Source organism: Janthinobacterium aestuarii (assembly GCF_051380835.1).
GTDB lineage: Bacteria > Pseudomonadota > Gammaproteobacteria > Burkholderiales > Burkholderiaceae_D > Janthinobacterium > Janthinobacterium aestuarii.
In genome coordinates, this window is record NZ_JBNYXU010000004.1 from 124902 (window position 1) to 142956 (window position 18055).

Annotated in this window: 16 protein-coding genes; 13 read left to right on the forward strand and 3 right to left on the reverse strand. The window is 62.3% G+C overall.

Translation table 11 applies throughout. The features are described 5' to 3' along the window. Nucleotides 1-159: 159 nt before the first annotated feature. From pstC to ACQ4WO_RS12960, 13 genes are all read left to right on the forward strand, one after another. On the forward strand, nt 160-1131 hold the full coding sequence (pstC, locus tag ACQ4WO_RS12900; protein WP_436481780.1) for a phosphate ABC transporter permease subunit PstC: 972 nt from the start codon (nt 160-162) through the stop codon (nt 1129-1131). Further along, a complete protein-coding gene (pstA, locus tag ACQ4WO_RS12905) occupies nt 1128-2015 on the forward strand; it encodes a phosphate ABC transporter permease PstA (protein WP_139091291.1) in 888 nt (295 codons plus the stop codon). Before pstC ends, pstA begins: the two co-directional genes overlap by 4 nt. A gap of 38 nt (nt 2016-2053) precedes the next feature. Beyond that, nucleotides 2054-2836 (forward strand): phosphate ABC transporter ATP-binding protein PstB, encoded by a 783-nt coding sequence (gene pstB / locus ACQ4WO_RS12910; RefSeq protein WP_373631409.1) that lies wholly within the window; start codon nt 2054-2056, stop codon nt 2834-2836. A 42-nt stretch (nt 2837-2878) separates the two neighbouring features. Next, on the forward strand, nt 2879-3589 hold the full coding sequence (gene phoU / locus ACQ4WO_RS12915; RefSeq protein ID WP_034755071.1) for a phosphate signaling complex protein PhoU: 711 nt from the start codon (nt 2879-2881) through the stop codon (nt 3587-3589). 5 nt (nt 3590-3594) lie between these two features. After that, nucleotides 3595-4284 (forward strand): response regulator, encoded by a 690-nt coding sequence (locus ACQ4WO_RS12920; RefSeq protein WP_034755074.1) that lies wholly within the window; start codon nt 3595-3597, stop codon nt 4282-4284. Nucleotides 4285-4295: 11 nt separating this feature from the next. Continuing rightward, nucleotides 4296-5612, forward strand: coding sequence for a phosphate regulon sensor histidine kinase PhoR (phoR, locus tag ACQ4WO_RS12925; RefSeq protein ID WP_034755076.1), 1317 nt, complete (start codon nt 4296-4298; stop codon nt 5610-5612). A 77-nt stretch (nt 5613-5689) separates the two neighbouring features. Then, complete coding sequence (gene senA, locus ACQ4WO_RS12930; RefSeq protein ID WP_436481781.1) at nt 5690-6886, forward strand: selenoneine synthase SenA; 1197 nt, start codon at nt 5690-5692, stop codon at nt 6884-6886. A 33-nt stretch (nt 6887-6919) separates the two neighbouring features. Further along, nucleotides 6920-8866 (forward strand): UvrD-helicase domain-containing protein, encoded by a 1947-nt coding sequence (locus ACQ4WO_RS12935; protein WP_436481782.1) that lies wholly within the window; start codon nt 6920-6922, stop codon nt 8864-8866. 93 nt (nt 8867-8959) lie between these two features. Then, nucleotides 8960-9874, forward strand: coding sequence for an NAD-dependent epimerase/dehydratase family protein (locus ACQ4WO_RS12940; protein ID WP_436481783.1), 915 nt, complete (start codon nt 8960-8962; stop codon nt 9872-9874). A 394-nt stretch (nt 9875-10268) separates the two neighbouring features. Next, the gene (locus tag ACQ4WO_RS12945; protein ID WP_436481784.1) at nt 10269-10652 is read left to right on the forward strand and encodes a LiaF transmembrane domain-containing protein; all 384 of its coding nucleotides are present in this window, start codon (nt 10269-10271) and stop codon (nt 10650-10652) included. Next, on the forward strand, nt 10642-11457 hold the full coding sequence (locus tag ACQ4WO_RS12950) for a LiaI-LiaF-like domain-containing protein (RefSeq protein ID WP_436481785.1): 816 nt from the start codon (nt 10642-10644) through the stop codon (nt 11455-11457). The genes ACQ4WO_RS12945 and ACQ4WO_RS12950 overlap by 11 nt, the downstream gene beginning before the upstream one ends. A gap of 6 nt (nt 11458-11463) precedes the next feature. Then, complete coding sequence (locus tag ACQ4WO_RS12955; protein WP_436481786.1) at nt 11464-12540, forward strand: sensor histidine kinase; 1077 nt, start codon at nt 11464-11466, stop codon at nt 12538-12540. 11 nt (nt 12541-12551) lie between these two features. Then, a complete protein-coding gene (locus ACQ4WO_RS12960) occupies nt 12552-13289 on the forward strand; it encodes a LytR/AlgR family response regulator transcription factor (RefSeq protein ID WP_436482045.1) in 738 nt (245 codons plus the stop codon). Here ACQ4WO_RS12960 and ACQ4WO_RS12965 read toward each other — a convergent pair. The 3 genes from ACQ4WO_RS12965 to ACQ4WO_RS12975 all read right to left on the reverse strand — a co-directional run bounded on the left by ACQ4WO_RS12965 (nt 13275) and on the right by ACQ4WO_RS12975 (nt 17974). Continuing rightward, on the reverse strand, nt 13275-15530 hold the full coding sequence (locus tag ACQ4WO_RS12965) for an ATP-dependent DNA helicase (protein WP_436482046.1): 2256 nt from the start codon (nt 15528-15530) through the stop codon (nt 13275-13277). The two genes, ACQ4WO_RS12960 and ACQ4WO_RS12965, sit on opposite strands and share 15 nt — an antisense overlap. Nucleotides 15531-15535: 5 nt before the next feature. Further along, on the reverse strand, nt 15536-17188 hold the full coding sequence (locus ACQ4WO_RS12970) for a VRR-NUC domain-containing protein (protein ID WP_436481787.1): 1653 nt from the start codon (nt 17186-17188) through the stop codon (nt 15536-15538). 81 nt (nt 17189-17269) lie between these two features. Continuing rightward, nucleotides 17270-17974, reverse strand: coding sequence for an SMI1/KNR4 family protein (locus tag ACQ4WO_RS12975; protein ID WP_436481788.1), 705 nt, complete (start codon nt 17972-17974; stop codon nt 17270-17272). Nucleotides 17975-18055: the final 81 nt, after the last annotated feature.

The window sequence follows — 18055 nt, forward strand, 5'->3', positions numbered from 1 at the left end:
ACGGCGGGGCAGGGAGTTAGCCAGGACCGCCCGCAAGCCCTTGCAGGCGTTCCCGGCTAAAAGAGCACGATAAAAATAGCAGTACCTGCAGTACCACCCATATGGCACACTATGAGCGCACAATCTACCTCCTCCACGATCCCCATGCCAGGCGGCACCATGACCGATTCCATCAGTCACGCGCAAATGCTTTCCACCATGCGCAAGCAGCGCTTCCAGGATTTCATGTTCCACAAGGTGACGATGCTGTTCGCCCTGTCGGTGCTGATCGTCCTGGTCGGCATCATCATTTCGCTGATCATGGAATCGATACCGGCCTTCAAGACCTTCGGCCTGCATTTCATCGTGTCCGCGGAATGGGACCCCGTCAATGACCAGTACGGCGCCCTGATCCCCATCATCGGCACCCTGGTGACGTCGATCATCGCCTTGCTGATCGCTTTTCCCGTCAGCTTCGGCATCGCCCTGTTCCTCACGGAAATCTGCCCGGCCTGGCTGCGCCGCCCGCTGGGCACGGCTGTCGAGCTGCTGGCCGGCGTGCCATCGATCATCTACGGCATCTGGGGCCTGTTCGTATTCGCGCCCCTGTTTGCCGACCACGTCCAGCCCCTGCTGAAAGCCACCTTGGGCAATGTGCCCGTCATCGGCCAGCTGTTCAGCGGCCCCATGATGGGCATCGGCTTGCTGACGGCCGGCCTGGTGCTGGCCATCATGATCATCCCCTTCATCGCTTCCGTGATGCGCGACGTGTTCGAGATCGTTCCTGCCGTGCTGAAGGAATCCGCGTACGGCCTGGGCTGCACGCGCTGGGAAGTGGTGCGCAAGATCGTCTTGCCATACACCAAGACCGGCGTCGTCGGCGGCGTCATGCTGGGCCTGGGCCGCGCGCTGGGCGAAACCATGGCCGTGACCTTCGTCATCGGCAATGCGAATAAACTGTCGTGGTCGCTGTTTGCCGCCGGTAACAGCATCACCTCCTTGCTGGCGAATGAATTCGGCGAAGCGCAATCGGCGCTGCACGTATCCTCGCTGTTCTCGCTGGCCCTGATCCTGTTCGTCATCACCTTTATCGTCTTATCCGCCGCCAAGCTGATGCTGGCTGGCATGTCCCGCAAGGAAGGCACGAAATGAGCCAAGTAAGCACTCTCGACGTTCCGGCCAAGCCGGCCATGAACCCCGTCTACCGCAAGCGTTTGCTGATGCACCGTGTCGGCATCGCCCTGTCGGTGGCCGCCATGGCCCTGGGCCTGGCCGTGCTCGTGTGGATTCTGTTCACCCTGGTGATCAAGGGTTTCGGCGCCTTGTCCATCGACCTGTTCACGCAAACGACGCCCGCGCCCGGCAGCGAAGGCGGCGGCTTGATCAATGCCATCGTCGGCAGCGCCCTGATGGTGGGCCTGGCCACTGTCGTCAGCACCCCGATCGGCATCCTGGCCGGCATCTACCTGGCCGAATACGGCGAAGAAAACAAGCTGGCGCAAGTGACGCGTTTCGTGACGGACATCATGCTGTCGGCGCCATCGATCGTCATCGGCCTGTTCGTGTATGCGCTGTACGTGGCGCATGTGAAACACTTCTCCGGTTACGCGGGCGCCATCGCGCTGTCGCTGATCGCCGTGCCCGTGGTTGTGCGCACGACGGACAATATGCTGCGTTTGGTACCGAACAGCCTGCTGGAAGCCGCGTTTGCCCTCGGCGCGCCGCGCTGGAAAGTCGCCACCCTGGTGCGCTTGCGCGCCGTCAAGGCTGGCGTCATCACCGGCGTACTGCTGGCATTGGCCCGCATCGCCGGCGAAACGGCACCGCTGCTGTTCACGGCCCTGAATAACCAGTTCCAGAGCTTCAACATGAATGCGCCGATGGCCAACTTGCCGTCCGTCATCGCATCGTTTGCGATGAGCCCGTACGACAACTGGCGCTCGCTGGCCTGGGGCGGCGCACTGCTGATCACCTTCAGCGTGCTGGCCTTGAATATCCTGTCGCGCACCGTGTTCAGCCAAAAAGTCCCTAATTAAACAGATACCGAGCGAAGCGAACCCATATGAATACGCAAATGAATCCAGCACAAGACCTGGCACCAAAGAAAAAAACCATCGAGATTTCGGGCCTGAACTTTTTTTACGGCAAAACGCAAAGCTTGCATAACGTCAATCTGGACATCCACGAGAAGAAGGTCACGGCCTTCATCGGCCCGTCCGGTTGCGGCAAGTCGACCCTGCTGCGCACGCTGAACCGCATGTACGACCTGTACCCTGGCCAGCGCGCGGAAGGCTCGATCCTGTACCGCGGCCGCAACGTGCTTGACGCGGACCAGGACGTCAACATGCTGCGCGCCAAGGTCGGCATGGTGTTCCAGAAGCCGACGCCGTTCCCCATGTCCGTCTACGACAACATCGCCTTCGGCGTGCGCCTGTATGAAGACCTGTCGAAGGGCGAGATGGACGAGCGCGTCGAGTGGGCCCTGAAAAAGGCCGCGCTGTGGGGCGAAGTCAAGGACAAGCTGACCAAGAGCGGCCTGTCGCTGTCGGGCGGCCAGCAGCAGCGTTTGTGCATCGCGCGCGGCGTGGCCGTCAAGCCTGACGTCTTGCTGCTCGATGAGCCGACCTCGGCGCTGGACCCGATCTCGACCTCGAAAGTGGAAGAACTGATCAGCGAACTGAAACAGGATTACACGATCGCCATCGTGACGCACAATATGCAACAGGCGGCGCGCTGCTCCGACTATACGGCCTATATGTATTTGGGCGAGCTGGTGGAATTCGGCGAAACGGACCAGATCTTCATGAATCCGGCCCGCAAGGAAACGCAGGATTACATCACGGGCCGCTTCGGCTGATCCGCCCCGCGCATACACAACAACTGAATACGGAGAGACAGCATGATAGGCGAACATTCATCCAAGCAATACGACAACGAACTCGAAGCGATCCGCTCGAAAGTGCTCCTGATGGGCGGCATCGTTGAAACCCAGTTCCTCGACGCGATGACGTGTTTCCGCATCGGCAATGCCGAGCGCGCCGACCGCGTGATGCGCGAAGACGACGTCGTCAACCAGCTCGAAGTGTCGCTCGACGACGCCTGCAGCCATCTGATCGTGCGCCGCCAGCCGGCCGCCAACGATTTGCGCACCATCATGGCCACCATCAAGGTGATCACCGACCTCGAGCGCGTTGGCGACGAGGCGACGAAAATCGCCCGCGTGGCGAAGAATCTGCACAAGCGCGGCAACGGCGTCGTCAATCACTACGAGATGGTGCGCGGCATTGCCAATACGGCCACCGATATGCTGCACGACGCGCTCGACGCATTCGCGCGCAACGATGGCAAACAGGCATTACAATTAATTGCGCAAGATGCCATCATCGACCACGAGTTTCGGTCTATCATGCGCAACCTGATTACCTTTATGATGGAAGACCCGCGTACGATTTCGGCGGCGCTCGACACCCTGTGGGTGGCCAAGGCCATCGAACGGATCGGCGACCATGCGAAAAATATCGCCGAATACGTGATTTACGTGGTTGAAGGCAAGGACATCCGCCACACCAAGGTGGCTGCTCCCGCCATTTCCGAGGAGCTCCCTGAGTAAGCTTTATGGCATCTGATAAAACCACGGTATTGATTGTTGAAGATGAGCCGGCCATCGTTGAACTGGTGACCTATTCGCTGCGCGAATCCGGCTGGAATTGCTGTTCCGTACAAAACGTCGCCGATGCCTGGGAATTCATCCAGCACCGCACGCCGCACCTGATCCTGCTGGACTGGATGTTGCCGGATCAAACAGGTTTGCGCCTGCTGTCGCGCATCCGCGCCGACCGCAATTTCGCCGCCATCCCCGTCATCATGCTCACCGCCAAGAGCATGGAAGAAGACAAGCTGGCCGGCCTGAACAGCGGGGCCGACGATTACGTCACCAAGCCGTTCTCGCCGCGCGAACTGCTGGCCCGCGCCAAGGCTCTTTTGCGACGCAAGAGTCCGGAACACGCGCAGGCGCCCATGCGCGCCGGCAACGTGGCGCTGGACCCCGTCAGCTGCACGGTGATGATGGATGAACAGAAGATCGATATCGGCCATGCCGAATACAAGCTGCTGAAATTCCTGCTGGCCCATCCGGAGCGCGTGTTTTCGCGCAGCCAGCTGCTCGACAAGGTGTGGGGCGACCATGTGGTGATCGAGGAACGCACGGTCGATGTCCACGTATTGCGCTTGCGCAAGGCCTTGAAAGAGGCGGAAAGCCTGATCAAGACGGTGCGCAGCGTCGGCTACATGTTGTCTGAAAAGTAAAGTTTGACTCTATGAATCCGAAATTGCTGTTCTGGGTACCGGCCGCCTTGCGCATGGTGCTGGCGCTGCTGGGCGTGGCCGTCGTCTGGTATCTGTTTGGCGCCACGTATGCGCTGGGCATCGCCTTCGTGCTGATGGCCATGATGGTGTTCGTGCAGCTGTCGTATCTGTTCCAGCTGAGTAACTGGCTGGACAATCCGCAAAGCGCCAAGCTGCCCGACGGCTGGGGCGCCTGGACCAGCATCTTCGCGCGCCTGTACCGCATGCGCCGCGACGACGAGAAAAACCAGGCCGAGCTGACGGAATGGCTGGCGCGTTTCCGCCAGGCCATGCACCTGTTGCCCGACGGCGTCGTCATCATGGACGACGTGCTGTTCCTCGAATGGTGCAATCCGGCCGCCGAGAAACACCTGGGTCTCACGCACGAGCGCGACAAGGGCATGCGCGTGACCAACCTGATCCGCAGTCCCGAGTTCATGGATTACATCATCCTGGGCCGCTACGACCAGCCGCTGACGATCACCTTCCGCAACCGCAAGCTGATCGTGCAAATCATTCCATTCGAGAACCGCCGCCAGATCCTCGTCACGCACGACGTGACGGAGACGGAACGCATCGAAATGATGCGCCGCGACTTCATCGCCAACGCGTCGCACGAACTGCGCACGCCGCTGACGGTCATCGTCGGCTTCCTGGAAATCGCTTCCGCCGAGCTGGATCTGGACGCCACCACGCGCGCCTCCCACCTCAAGCTGATGACGGAGCAGGGCCATCGCATGCAGCATCTGATCGAGGACATGCTGACATTGTCGCGCCTGGAATCGGTCGACTACCCGCTGCGCCCCGAGCCCGTGGATATCAAGAAACTGATGCAGCAAGTCTTGCGCGATGCCAAGGGCTTGTCAGCCGGCAAGCATGAAGTGACCATGGAATGCGACGGTCCCGACGTGCTGGGCAGTTACGACGAGCTGTACAGCGCCTTCGGCAATCTGGCGTCGAACGCCGTGCGCTACACGCCGGCGGGCGGCACCATCACCCTGCGCTGGCAGGATGGTCCGGCGGGACCGCAATTCATCGCGCAAGATACGGGCATCGGCATCAGCCAGGAACATATTTCGCGCCTGACGGAACGTTTTTACCGCGTCGACAAGAGCCGTTCGCGCGAAACCCAGGGCACGGGCCTGGGCCTGGCCATCGTCAAGCACGTGCTGCTGCGCCACGGCGGTACCCTGGCCATCCAGTCCGTGGCGGACAAGGGCAGCAGCTTTATCGTCAGCATGCCCAAGTCCGTCGTCACGCCGCTGCAGGGCGAATTGCTGGTCAAGTAGGCCACAGGGGACGCTAGTTTCCCCCTTGTTTCCCCGGCGACTGGTGCAAGGTTGGCATAAGTCGTTACAATCAGGCCATGACTTTAATCAACGCCTCTTTTCGCCACGCCGGTGCGCAACAACTGGCCCAGTCGCTGCAGGCTGCGCGCCACGATACTTTATCGCTGTTCGACTGTTACGTTACTGCCGGCCTGGACGTGGTGGCCGGCATGCCCCGTCATCCGCGCCTCAATCCACCCTTGTGGCAACTCGCGCATATTGCCTGGTTTGCCGAGTGGTTCATCCTGCGCGAAGCCGCTTCCAGCCATCCGGCCGACGCCATTTATAACTCGCTGCTGACGCGCGGCGATGACTTGTTCGACGCCAACATGGTGGAGCACCGCGCGCGCTGGAAGCTGGAATTGCCCAGTCCGGGCGCCGTGAAGACGTATTGCCGCGAAGTGCTCGACCGGGTGCTCGATAAACTGTCGCGCGAAGCCAATGTCGACAGCGCCCTGGCGCCGTACCGGCTGGCCTTGGCGCATGAAGACTTGTGTGGCGAGGAAATGCTGGCCGGTTTGCAATGGCTGGGCCTGGAAGCGCCGGAATCGCTGGCGGCCAGCCCGGCTTTGCCGCCGGGGGCGGGCGAGATCGCTTTTCCAGGCGGCACCATCGAACTGGGCTCGCCGCGCGGGGCCGGGTTTGCCTTCGACAATGAATCGCCGCCTTATGCCTGCTACGTGCCGCCATTTTCCATCGATGCCTGCGCCGTATCGAACGCCCAGTTTGCCGATTTTGTCGCCGACGGCGGCTACCAGAACCGCCAGTTCTGGAGTGCGGCCGGCAGCGCCTGGCTGATGCAGCAGGAGCGCTCGTCGCCCCTGTACTGGCTGCGCGAAGCAACACAGTGGCGCACCATGCGTTTCGGCGAGCGCACGACCTTGCCGCCGAATGAAGCCGTGCGCCACATCAATCTGTATGAAGCGCAGGCGTACTGCGCCTGGGCGGGGCGCCGCCTGGCGACCGAGGCGGAATGGGAGTATGCTGCGCTGTCCGCCCATCCGCGCTTCCACTGGGGCCAGGTGTGGGAGTGGACGGCGACGCCGTTTGAACCATATCCGGGCTTTGCGGCTGATGCCTGGCGCGAATATTCGGCGCCGTATTTCATGCAGCACCAGGTGCTGCGCGGCGCCGCCTTCGCCACGCCGCCACGCCTGCATTCGGCCCGCATGCGCGCCTTCCATGCGCCCGAACGGGGCGACATCTTTGCCGGCCTGCGCACCTGCGCCTGGTAGCGCGCCGAGAACAGACATCATTTCAGGATACCCTTGAGTACAGATAACGCCCCGCAGTTCATTCCCAAACGTATCACGCCCACGCCGGAACAGGTGGCCATCCAGACGGCGCAAAAGAAGGTGGTGTTGATCGACGCCAATGCCGGCGCGGCCAAGACGACGACCCTGGCCCTGCGCCTGGCCGAAGCCTTGCACCGGGGCCGCGCGCCCGAACGCATGCTGGCCCTCGTGTTCACGGAAGCGGCGCGCGTGGCCCTGCGCCAGCGCCTGCTGGAAGTGGGCGTGCCGCTCGGTGTCGTCAAGCGCCTGACCATCGACACCTTCGACGCCTTTGCCGCCAAGGTGCTGCTGCAGCTGGAAAACATGCAGGTGGCAGCCATGCGCAGCGATGAAGAGCTGCGCCCGGTAGCCTGGGAAGCGCTGGAAGTGGTGTCGGAAAAGTACGCTCACCGCTATCCGCTGGAAATCAATACGACGAACGGGGCCATTGCCGAGTTTTTGAAATTGCAGCTGCGCACCAAGGCGCGTCTGGATTTCCAGAATCCTGACTTCGAGAGCAATTCCCTGGACGACAACCTGGAAATGCTGGGCATGTCGCGCACGCATTATCTGTGGCTGCGCGAATACGAAGGCTTGCGCGGCGCCGACACGGGCGACATCCAGTTCCGCGCGCCATTCGACGCCACCTACGACCTCGTGCGCATGCTCGATGGCGACGAGCCGCTACGCCAGCAATTGCCGGCCTTCCAGATCATCGTGGCCGATGAATTGCACGATTTGAATGAAGCGTCGTTCCGCTTGCTGACCATGCTGATACGCCGCGGCAACGCGTTTTTCTGCGGCGCCGGCGACAAGGATCAAGTTATCTACACGTGGTCGGGCGCCGACCACCGCTTCCTGCGCCAGCGCTTCGAGCAGGAATTCCCCACCTTGCAGCGCTTGCCGCTGACGGCATCCTACCGCTACGGCCCGCAGCTGGCGCAGGCCGTGGGCGTGCTGAAAAACAAGGCCAGCGTGTCGGCCCTGTCGCGCGCCACCCACATCGAGCTGCTCGAGTACGACCACGCGCAGCCGCAGGCGTGCAGCGCGCAGCTGATCGCCGCGCTCGAACACGCGCATGCGGGCACGACGGCCATCTTGCTGCGCGACCGCGACCAGGCTATCCGCGTGGAAACGGCGCTGTTCCAGAGCGGCATCGCATATGGCCTGGTGGACATGAACAGCTATCTGTTGAGCCTGGAAGTGCTGATGCTGCGCGGCATGGTTGCCATCGCCCGCAAGGATTTGCATGCGATCAAGAGCGGCCCGCGCCGCGGCGAGATCCTCGAAGCCCTGGTGGCGTTCGCGGAAATCCCTTTTACGCGCGCGGAGCTGCAGCAAGCCAAGGCCGACGTGGCCAATTATCCCGACTTGCTGGAAGGTTTCTTGACGAACCAGCTGGCCAAGTCGCAAAATCAGGACAAGGCGGCGCTGACCCTGGCCGCCGTCGATTACCTGCGCGCGCTGCCTCCCGATGCGCTGGCAGGCGACGCGCTGCGGTACATCTTTGGTCTGATGCAGCTGGAACAGACGGCGCGCCGCATCTACGTCGACCCGGCCCAAGCGCGGGTCGTGGCCCGCTCCCTGCACGGTTTTATCGCCGTGTGCAGCGAAGCGGGCGTGGCGCTGGGCGGCTTTGCGGGCTGGCTGGGCGAGATGGAAGAAGCGGTGACGGTCTCGACCGGCAAGGCCAAACTGCTCATCGCCTGCATCGACCAGATCAAGGGCCTCGAATACAGCCACGTGATCTTGCCCTACCTGGCCGTCGATGAATTCCCGCGCAGCAAGACCGACCTGCTGGAAGAAGAAAACCGTTTCTATGTGGCCGCCACGCGCGCGCGCGACAGGCTCACCTTGCTGACGCCGGAAGACCCCGCCTACCGGAGCCGCTACATCGCCGCCCTGCAGCTCAAGCAGAAGATTGTTGCGCCGAAGTCATAGATCTTTTGCCGCGTGGCGGCTTTTTGCGAAAGACGAAAGCGGGCATACTGGGCTGGTGTGATTGACAGCAATCTAACCAGACAGGAGTAAAGCATGAAGATTTTCTTGACGGGCGCGGCAGGTTTCATCGGCAGTTCCATCGCGGCGGGCCTCGTGCGGGCCGGCCATCAGGTGACGGGGCTCGTGCGCAAACCCGAGCAGGTGGCCGAGCTGGCCACCATCGGCGTGTTGGGCGTGCACGGCGATTTGAACGACCGCGAGCTCATCATCGAGCAGGCGAAGGCGGCGGACGCCGTCATCAATGCGGCCAGCAGCGACCACCGGGGTGCCGTCGAAGCGATCCTTGAAGCGCTGGCCGGCACCAATAAAGTGTTTTTGCACACGAGCGGCTCGTCCATCGTGGGCGACGCGTCGGGCGGCGAGGGCACGGAACAGATTTATTTTGAAGACAAGCTGCCGGCACCGACGGCCGACAAGGCGGCCCGGGTCGCCATCGATGATCTGGTACTGGCCAGCGCGGGCAAGGGCGTGCGCGCGAGCGTGCTCTGCAACACCCTGATCTACGGCCACGGCGCCTTGCCGCGCGACAGCGTGCAATTGCCCCGCTTATTGAAACAGGCGCGCAAGAGCGGCATCGTGCGCCACGTGGGTCCGGGCCGTAACATCTGGTCCAACGTGCATATCGGCGACGTCGTCAGCCTGTATTTGCTGGCGCTGGAAAAATCGCCCGCCGGTACCTTTTATTTCGTCGAATCGGGCGAAGCGGTTTTCCGCGACATGACGGCCGCCATCGCCAAGGCACTGGATATGGGGCCAGCACAGGACTGGCCGTTGCCGGAAGCCATTGCCGAATGGGGCTACGAGATGGCGTCCTACGGCCTCGGTTCCAACAGCCGCGTACGCGGCGAGCGGGCGCGCAAGCTGCTGGACTGGCAGCCGCAGGGTCCGTCCGTGCTGGCATGGATCGAGAACGATATGCTCAAGCCGCCGCACGCCGTCGCCGGTTGATGCAGCTCAGCAAAACCGCATCAGTGTGCGCTAGCGAACGGTGCTGTTTTGCGATCGGGAGTATGATGGCTTTGCTTGGTTGAGACGCACTGCCGTGAAGTTGGCGGCATGTTCGATCTTCCAGCAGGTCAGCCGGTCGCCTCGAGGATCGGCACCAGATTTCCGCCGCCGGCGCGCTTGCGCTCTGCGGCCGTGCACTGCCACTCCAGGTCGCGGTGTATACTGCGAACCCCTTCAAGGCCGGCCTAGCCGGTCTTTTTTTTTGCCTGTCTTTTTGCCTGTTTTTTCTGCCGCCGCGCCATTCACCGCCACCTGTCCGCCATTCGCCGAAGCGGTGTTTTCGCGCGCCCGAAATCCGCGTATCTTTACGATCAACCAACTTCAAGGGGTGACCGTGAAACCTGAACCAGCGTATTACCGCCGTACCCAGCTGCTGTGGGGCATGCTGCTGATCGCCATCGGCGCCATTATCCTGCTGGACCGGCTCGATGTGATCTATCTCCATGATTACTATGCACTATGGCATTATTGGCCAGTGATACTGGTCGTCTTCGGCCTGAACAAGCTGCTCACGCCCGTGTCCGCCAAGCAGGTACTGAGCGGCCTGTGGCTGATCTTCTTTGCCGCCTGGTGGTACGTATCGTATGAAGAACTGTGGAACTTGAATTTCTACAATAGCTGGCCAGCCTTGCTGATTGCCTGGGGCATGGGCCTCGTGCTGGAACCGCTGTTGAACAAACATTTTATTGCCTACCGGGAGTCCGAGCATGAAAAATAGACCGCCGCCGCACTCGCCATCGCAGATCGTGCTGGGCGTCATCGTCATCGGCCTGGGGCTGCTGTTCCTGCTCGACAACCTCGGCTTCATCAATGTGCGCTATACCTTCCGCTTCTGGCCGACCATCCTCATCATTTTCGGCTTGCTGAAAATATCGCAAAGCCATTCCCGCTCCGGCTACATCGTCGGCGGCGTGATGGTCTTGCTGGGCCTGAGCTGGACCCTGAAAGCCATGGGATTGTTCTACATCAACTGGAGCATGCTGTGGCCGCTGCTCATCATTGCCGCCGGTGTGGCCGTCGTGTCGAAATCCCTGCCCGGCGGACAGCAGCGCCAGCGCCGCCGGCACTTTGCCGTGCCGCCCGATGGCAGCGCCGCGCCCGATTCCTTCGGCCAGCCCAGGAATGGCGCCGTATCGCTCGACAAGGAACCGGCCGACGCCACTGCAGCACCCGGCGCCAGCGGCCAGGCGGATGACGACAGCATCATCGAAGTGACGGCCATCCTGGGCGGCTACGTGCGGCGCGTGTCGTCGCAGCGCTTCAGGGGCGGCGACATCAACGTCATCATGGCCGGCTGCGAAATCGACTTGCGCCAGGCCTCGATCGAAGGCGAAGCCGTGCTCAACGTATTTGCGCTGTGCGGCGGCGTCACCATCAAGATTCCGCCCGACTGGAGCGTCGTGCTGCAGGGCACGCCCATCCTTGGCGGTTTCGAAGAAAAGACCATCGTCCCGCCGAACCAGAACAAGCGTTTGTACGTGACGGGCTACGCCATCATGGGCGGCCTGGAAATCCGCAACTAGGCGCGCATGTCCGGCCCCTTGTCGAAGCGGCGCGGCGCCGTGGTGGTGTTGCTGGTCTGCATCGCGCTGGGCCTGATCCTGGCCGCCATCCTGGCCAGGGTGGCGCACGCGCCCTGGCTCAATGCCGTGCTGCTGGTGGCGCCCGCCACGCTCGTGTATGCGATCGGCTCGGGTTTTTCCGCGTTTTACCTGTGCCGCGCCTATCCCTTGCATGCCCGCCATCCGTTCTCGATAGCCGGCGTGATGGGCGTGGCGGCCCTGTTCGCGGGCTTGCTGTGGGCGACCCTGCTGCAATTTTTGAACAGCGTCAGCCTGTTGGTGGAGCAGCACTGGCTGGGCGTGAACCTGACGCCATCGCTGCTGGTCCTGTTCTTCGGCCTGGGCGCGCTGCTGTATTGTCTGGCCGCCGCCGTGCATTACCTGCTGCTGGAATTCGTGCGCGCCAGGATGGCCGAGCAGCGGGGCCTGGAAGCGCAGCTGATGGCGCAGGAAGCGCAACTGCGCATGCTGCGCACGCAGATCGATCCCCATTTCCTGTTCAACAGCCTGAACTCCATCAGCGCTCTGACGTCTATCGATGCGGCGGGCGCGCGCCAGATGACGGTGCAACTGGCCAGTTTCTTTCGCCAGAGCCTGAGCCTGGAAGCGCACAAGCACATCACCGTGCAAGAGGAACTGGTGCTGATCCGCCACTTTCTCGCCATCGAACAGGTGCGTTTCGGCGCACGCCTGCAAGTGGCGGAAAGCATCGATGACGCCGCGCTCGTGTGTCTGCTGCCGCCCATGCTGATACAGCCGCTCGTGGAAAATGCCGTCAAGCATGGTATCTGTGGTTTGACGGAGGGCGGCCTGATCGCCATCGAGGTCGGGCGCGCGGGCAGCCTGCTGCAGATCGCCGTGCGCAACCCCGTCGATGCGGATCAAGGGCCGGCGCGCGGCAACGGCGTGGGCCTGGAAAATGTGCGCCTGCGACTGGCCGGCGCGTATGGCCACGAAGCGGGCGTGCATTGGGCGCGGCGCGACGCGACGTTTGAAGTAATGCTATCGATGCCGGCACAGACCGGCGACACGGAGGAAGCCTGATGCAGGCAAGAATGCGGGTGGCCATCGTCGATGACGAATTACTGGCGCGCAGCGTGCTGCGCGAATACCTGGCACGCCATGACGATATCGAGATCGTCGCCGAGTGCGCCAACGGCTTTGACGCCGTCAAGGCCATCGCGGAACTGGAACCGGAACTGGTGTTCCTCGACATCCAGATGCCGCGCCTGGACGGTTTTGAAGTGGCGGAATTGATCGGCGCGAAGACAAAGTTGATCTTTGTCACGGCCTACGACCAGTACGCCTTGAAAGCGTTCGAATGCCATGCGCTCGACTATCTGTTGAAACCGTTCAGCGAACACCGCTTCGACCAGGCGCTGGCCCATGCGCGCGCCAACCGCAGCACGCCCGCCGCGTCCACTGCTGTGCAAACGCTGGCGCGCGAGGCGGCCACGCGCGCCGCGCCTTTGGACCGCGTGCTGATCCGCGACGGCGCCAAGGTCCACGTCATCGCCAGCGCGCGCATCGACTACATCGAGGCGCAGGACGATTACATCAGCATCCGTTCCGAAGGCAAGTCCTACCTGAAAAGCCAGACCTTAGCAGAACTGGAAAGCCAGCTCGATCCCGCCAAGTTCCTGCGCGTGCACAGATCGTATCTGCTCAATATCGACGGCATTAGCCGCATCGAGGCGGCAACGAAAGACAGCCACGTGGCCATCCTGCGCGATGACACGCGCATTCCCGTGAGCAAGGCGGGCTATCAGAAGCTGAAGTTACTGGTTGGCTAGCTGCACATCCCACCACGTAGGTAGCAGCTGGCGGATTTCCGGGCGCGAAAAACGGTCGTCGATCAGGTAGACGACGCCCTTGTCCGACTGCGTGCGGATGACCCTGCCGGCGGCCTGCACCACCTTTTGCATGCCCGGGTACAAGTACGTGTAGTCGTAGCCGGCGCCAAAGATGTCGCCCATGCGCTGGCGGATCTGCTCGTTGACGGGATTGATCTGCGGCAAACCCAAGGTGGCGATGAAGGCGCCGATCAGGCGCGCGCCGGGCAAGTCGATGCCTTCGCCGAACGCGCCGCCGAGCACGGCAAAGCCGATGCCGCGCGTGTCCAGGCCGAAGCGGCCCAGGAATTGTGCGCGGGCAGTATCGTCCATGCGGCGCGGCTGCTGCCACAGGGGCACGTCCGGGTAATGCTGGGCGAACAAGTGGGCCGTCTTTTCCATGTAGTCGAAGCTGCTGAAGAAGGCCAGGTAGTTGCCCGGCGTTTCCGCGTATTGCTTCGCCATCAGCTGGGCGATGGGCAGCAAGGACGCGGCGCGGTGCTGGTAGCGCGTGGAAATCGTGTCGGCCACGCGCACTGACAGTTGTTCCGCCTGGAATGGGGACTCCACGTCGACCCAGGCCGTGTCGGCCGGCATGCCCAGGGTGTCGCTGTAGTAATTCCATGGACTCAGGGTGGCGGAAAACAGGGCCGTGCTGTGACTGGCCGCGAAGCGTTCCTTGAGAAACGGCGCCGGCACGATGTTGCGGATGCAGACGGTGGAGCCCGTCTCCGTTTTGCTGACGTCGAACAGCGAATGCTCGCCGAAACTTTCCGCCAGGCGATTGATCAGCAGCACGTCAAAGTAAAAGCGCTGCAAGTCTTCATCGAGCGCGGCAGCATGCTCGGCCATGTAGTCGCCGATGGCCGTCGCCAGGCCTTGCAGGGCGCCAAAGAATTTGTCGGGCAGAGCCGCATGCACGTGATAGTCGCCGTCCTGTTCTTTCAGCAAAGCCGTCCATTGGCGCGAGAGGCGGTCGAGCGGCTTTTTCAAGGCATCGGGCGCGAACTTGCGCAGCATCTTCAGGTCGACCTGCGCCAGTTCGGCTGTATACATGCTGCGCGCGCGCGACACCATATTGTGCGCTTCATCGACCAGCACGTTGACTTTCCAGTCGTGGGCCAGGGTCATGCCGTACAGCATGGCGCTGAGGTCGAAATAATAATTGTAGTCGCCGATGACGACGTCGCTCCAGCGCGCCAGCTCCATGCCCAGGTAGTACGGGCAGATACCCTGCTGCAAGGCGACGGCGCGCACGGCTTCCTTGTCGAGGATCAAACCGGTGGCCAGCGCCACTTCGCGTGCCAGCGGCAGGCGGTCGTAAAAACCCTTGGCCAGCGGACACGATTCGCCGTGGCAAGCCTTGTCCCGATGTTCGCAGGCGCTGGTCTTGGCGCTCAGTTCCAGCACGCGCAAGGGCAGCAGCGGGGCGCTGTCCTTGAGGATGGCGCAGGCGTCGAGCGCCATCTGGCGGCCCGGCACCTTGGCGGCCAGGAAAAACAGTTTATCGAGGCCATGCGCGGCCGTCGCTTTCAACATGGGGAACAGGCTGCCCACCGTCTTGCCGATGCCGGTCGGCGCCTGCGCCAGCAAGCCGCAGCCGCGGCTGCTGGCCTTGTACATGGCTTCGGCCAATTGTCGCTGCCCCGGGCGGAAGTCCGCATGGGGAAAGGCCATGGCCGTGAGCTGTGCGTCGCGGCTGGCGCGGTGCGCCATTTCCTGCTCGGCCCAGTCGAGAAACAGGGCGCAATGCTGTTCGAAGAACAGACGCAGCGCCTCGGCCATGCATTCCTCGTGCATGACCGTTTCCTTCTGGCTGGCAATGTCGAAATACACGAGCGCCACGCGCAGCATGGGCAGGTTCAGCTGCAGGCACAGCAAGTGGCCGTAGATGCGTGCCTGCGCCCAGTGCAACTGGCGGTGGTTGGCGGGCATCGTGTCGAGTTCGCCCCGATACGTCTTGATCTCTTCCAGCTGGCGCCGCGCCGGGTCGTAGCCATCGGCGCGGCCCCGCACGTGCAGGGGGCCGAAGTGGCCGGACAAGCTGATTTCACGCTGGTAATCGTCGTCGCGCCGGCTCGTGACGGTGGCGTGCCCGGCCATGCCTTCCTGCGCCGTGGGGGACGGTGTGAAACGCAAGTCCAGATCGCCCACCTTGGCCGTGAATTCACACAGGGCGCGTACGGCGATCGTGTACTTCATGCCGCTCATGTGGCCACCTGCCACTGCAGGTAGCACACGCTGACGGGCATCGTGTGTTCGGCGCAATACGCGATCCAGCGCAGCTGGTTGTCTTGCAAGCGGTCACCCGGACCCTTGACTTCGATCATGCGGTAGCGCTGTTCGGCCGGCCAGAACTGGATCAGGTCGGGAAAGCCGCTGCGGTTGCTTTTGATGTCGAGCAAGATGCGCTCGAACGCCTTCTTCAAGTGCGCGGCCGGGATGCAGGCCAGCGCCAGGTCCAGCAAGCCGTCGTCCAGCACGTCCCAGCTGACGAAGGGCGAAACGATGCCGTGCTTGGCGGCAAGCGTGGCGCGGATGGCCGCGTGGTAGCTGCCGTCGTCCAGCTGCGCCAGGCAGGCGGCAAAATCGTTGCTGCGGCGCTGGTAAAAATCGGCGCTGTGCAAGTCGGCCGGGCCACGGTGGAACGGATGGAAGAAGGCGCCCGGCATGGGCTTGAAGATGGCGGGCCAGCACAGCAGGCCGAACAGCGAGTTGATCAGGGTGTTTTCCACGTAGTACACGGGAGAGTCGTCCCGCATCAAATGCTGCTGCACCACGCCTTCCACGTAGCACGCCTGTTCAGGATAGGGCAGCAGCAGGTCGATGCGTTCCACGGCGGCGGCCGCGTTGGCAGCCTGTTTGGCATGGCCCAGCTTGCGCCGCAAACGGGGCGCCATGCGCAGCAGCAATTGCTGTTCCGCCTCGCTTTCCGGCGCCGCCAGGGCGATCGTCAAGCGTTCGTAGGCCGCTTGCGGCTGATCATCTTTTTCCAGCACGCGGATGGCGCGGCCCCGCGCGCCCGGATAGCGGCAATCGGCGTAGGCGCGGTAGGCAGCCGGCCAGTCCTGGCATTTTTCCAGGTGCTGGGCGATCTGGAAGCGCAGCTTGTCGCGCCGGCTGGCCAGCCAGGTATTGTCCTCGGACAAGGGCAGCGCAGCCAGTTCCTGCAGCACCTCGTCGGCTGGCGCGCTGTCGTTGTAGCGTTCGCGGCACTGGTGCAGCACTTCATAGTGCTCGATATCCTGGCGCGTGCGAAAGCCGCGCGACTGCGGCGAGAATTCCACTTTTTCGTATTGATACACGCCGAGGTCGGACAGCACGAATTCCGACCAGTCCTGGTGGTAGTTGCCAAAGTAAATCAGGCGCAGGCGGTCGCACAGCGCTTGCAGGCCGATGCGGTACAGCACGTCGTTGCAGGCCGGATGCCATGCTGAGAATGGTTTACTTTCCGTATGCTGCTCGCGCAAGGCGTCCAGCTGCTCGGCCTTGCGCGCCGTCTTCAGCGGTGCGGCGAGGCCGAAGGCCTGGGCGATTTCTGCTTTCAGCAGCAAGTCGAACAGTTCGGCGAGCGCAATGACGGGATCGGCTTCGACCCAGTCCAGGGCCAGCAAGGGCAGGGCGGCCGCGCGCGTGTCGCCGATTTCCTGGTAATTGAGCTTGCTGGCGCGAAACAGGCACCCCTTGCGCATGACGAGGCGCACGAACAGGGCGCGCGAGGGCTGCGGCAATGCGCCGAAGGCGGCGATGAACTGCGTTTCTTCAGGACTCAGCAGATCGGCGTAACGCGCGCTGATCCAGCTCAGCACGTCCTGGAAATTATCCAGATAGTACAGGGGATTTTCCAGGACTCTCAACATGGGAATAGGCAAGGTGATGGTTTTTACTGTGTTTATATACAGTTTAAACCTTCAGCCGCCGCTTGCCCAGCGATTTTATGTTCAGTCAGCCGTGCTGTAGGCAAAATAGCTGTCGAACTTTTCACAGGGAATCAGTTCTGCGCGCAGGCTGGCCAGTTCGATATCGGTCAGCAATCCCCTGTGCGTTTCCGTGCGTCCCTTCGGCAGCGCCACCTCGTAATCGATGATGTCTCTGGCCAGCAAGGCGTGCAACACTTCGGCTTGCCGCGCCGTCAGGTAGCGCGCGTGCGTGCCCAGGGTTTTTGCCAGTTGCTCCCTGAATGCCTCGTCGCTGACGTCGTTGTACGTATCCTGGTCGGCCATGCTGTTCAACAACATGTGAACCATGAAATCTTGCAGGTTTTTCGCCAGGTACTGGGCTTCATTCTCGTCATGCCACAACAGTACGATGGGCATCTCGCCGTCTTGCTCGCTTGACGCGAAAAAGCAGTAGTGGTCGCCCGCGCCCGTTTGCGCAAACGGGATGAACTGGAAGGCAGGATCGATCTGACGGTAATCGTCGGCGTCCAGCAAGGTTTCCGCTTCCGCGGCGACGGCTTCGATGTTGAGCAATTCGAAATCGTCCGCATGCAGCAGCAGGGTGGGCTGGTCCGTCAAGGTGGGATAGACGAGCTTGTACCAGTCGGGGCCGTATTCGCCCACGGCCAACATGCCGTCGCGCTCCAGTTGCCGATACAATGCGGGATAGGTGAAGCCGTGCTGCTGTTCAATTTCTGACAGTGTCATGTTTGCCCCGTTCAACGTGATTCGTGTGGGCATGATAGCCGAGGCCGTGCCTCGCACGCTTCACGACAGCAACGATGGATA

Coding starts and splice junctions, on each gene's coding strand:
- phoR (WP_034755076.1), top strand. CDS start 4,296: ATGAATCCGAAATTGCTGTTCTGGGTACCGGCCGCCTTGCGCATGGTG.
- pstB (WP_373631409.1), top strand. CDS start 2,054: ATGAATCCAGCACAAGACCTGGCACCAAAGAAAAAAACCATCGAGATT.
- ACQ4WO_RS12920 (WP_034755074.1), top strand. CDS start 3,595: ATGGCATCTGATAAAACCACGGTATTGATTGTTGAAGATGAGCCGGCC.
- ACQ4WO_RS12970 (WP_436481787.1), bottom strand. CDS start 17,188: ATGTTGAGAGTCCTGGAAAATCCCCTGTACTATCTGGATAATTTCCAG.
- pstC (WP_436481780.1), top strand. CDS start 160: ATGACCGATTCCATCAGTCACGCGCAAATGCTTTCCACCATGCGCAAG.
- ACQ4WO_RS12955 (WP_436481786.1), top strand. CDS start 11,464: ATGTCCGGCCCCTTGTCGAAGCGGCGCGGCGCCGTGGTGGTGTTGCTG.
- ACQ4WO_RS12950 (WP_436481785.1), top strand. CDS start 10,642: ATGAAAAATAGACCGCCGCCGCACTCGCCATCGCAGATCGTGCTGGGC.
- ACQ4WO_RS12965 (WP_436482046.1), bottom strand. CDS start 15,530: ATGAAGTACACGATCGCCGTACGCGCCCTGTGTGAATTCACGGCCAAG.
- pstA (WP_139091291.1), top strand. CDS start 1,128: ATGAGCCAAGTAAGCACTCTCGACGTTCCGGCCAAGCCGGCCATGAAC.
- phoU (WP_034755071.1), top strand. CDS start 2,879: ATGATAGGCGAACATTCATCCAAGCAATACGACAACGAACTCGAAGCG.
- ACQ4WO_RS12940 (WP_436481783.1), top strand. CDS start 8,960: ATGAAGATTTTCTTGACGGGCGCGGCAGGTTTCATCGGCAGTTCCATC.
- ACQ4WO_RS12975 (WP_436481788.1), bottom strand. CDS start 17,974: ATGACACTGTCAGAAATTGAACAGCAGCACGGCTTCACCTATCCCGCA.
- ACQ4WO_RS12960 (WP_436482045.1), top strand. CDS start 12,552: ATGCGGGTGGCCATCGTCGATGACGAATTACTGGCGCGCAGCGTGCTG.
- senA (WP_436481781.1), top strand. CDS start 5,690: ATGACTTTAATCAACGCCTCTTTTCGCCACGCCGGTGCGCAACAACTG.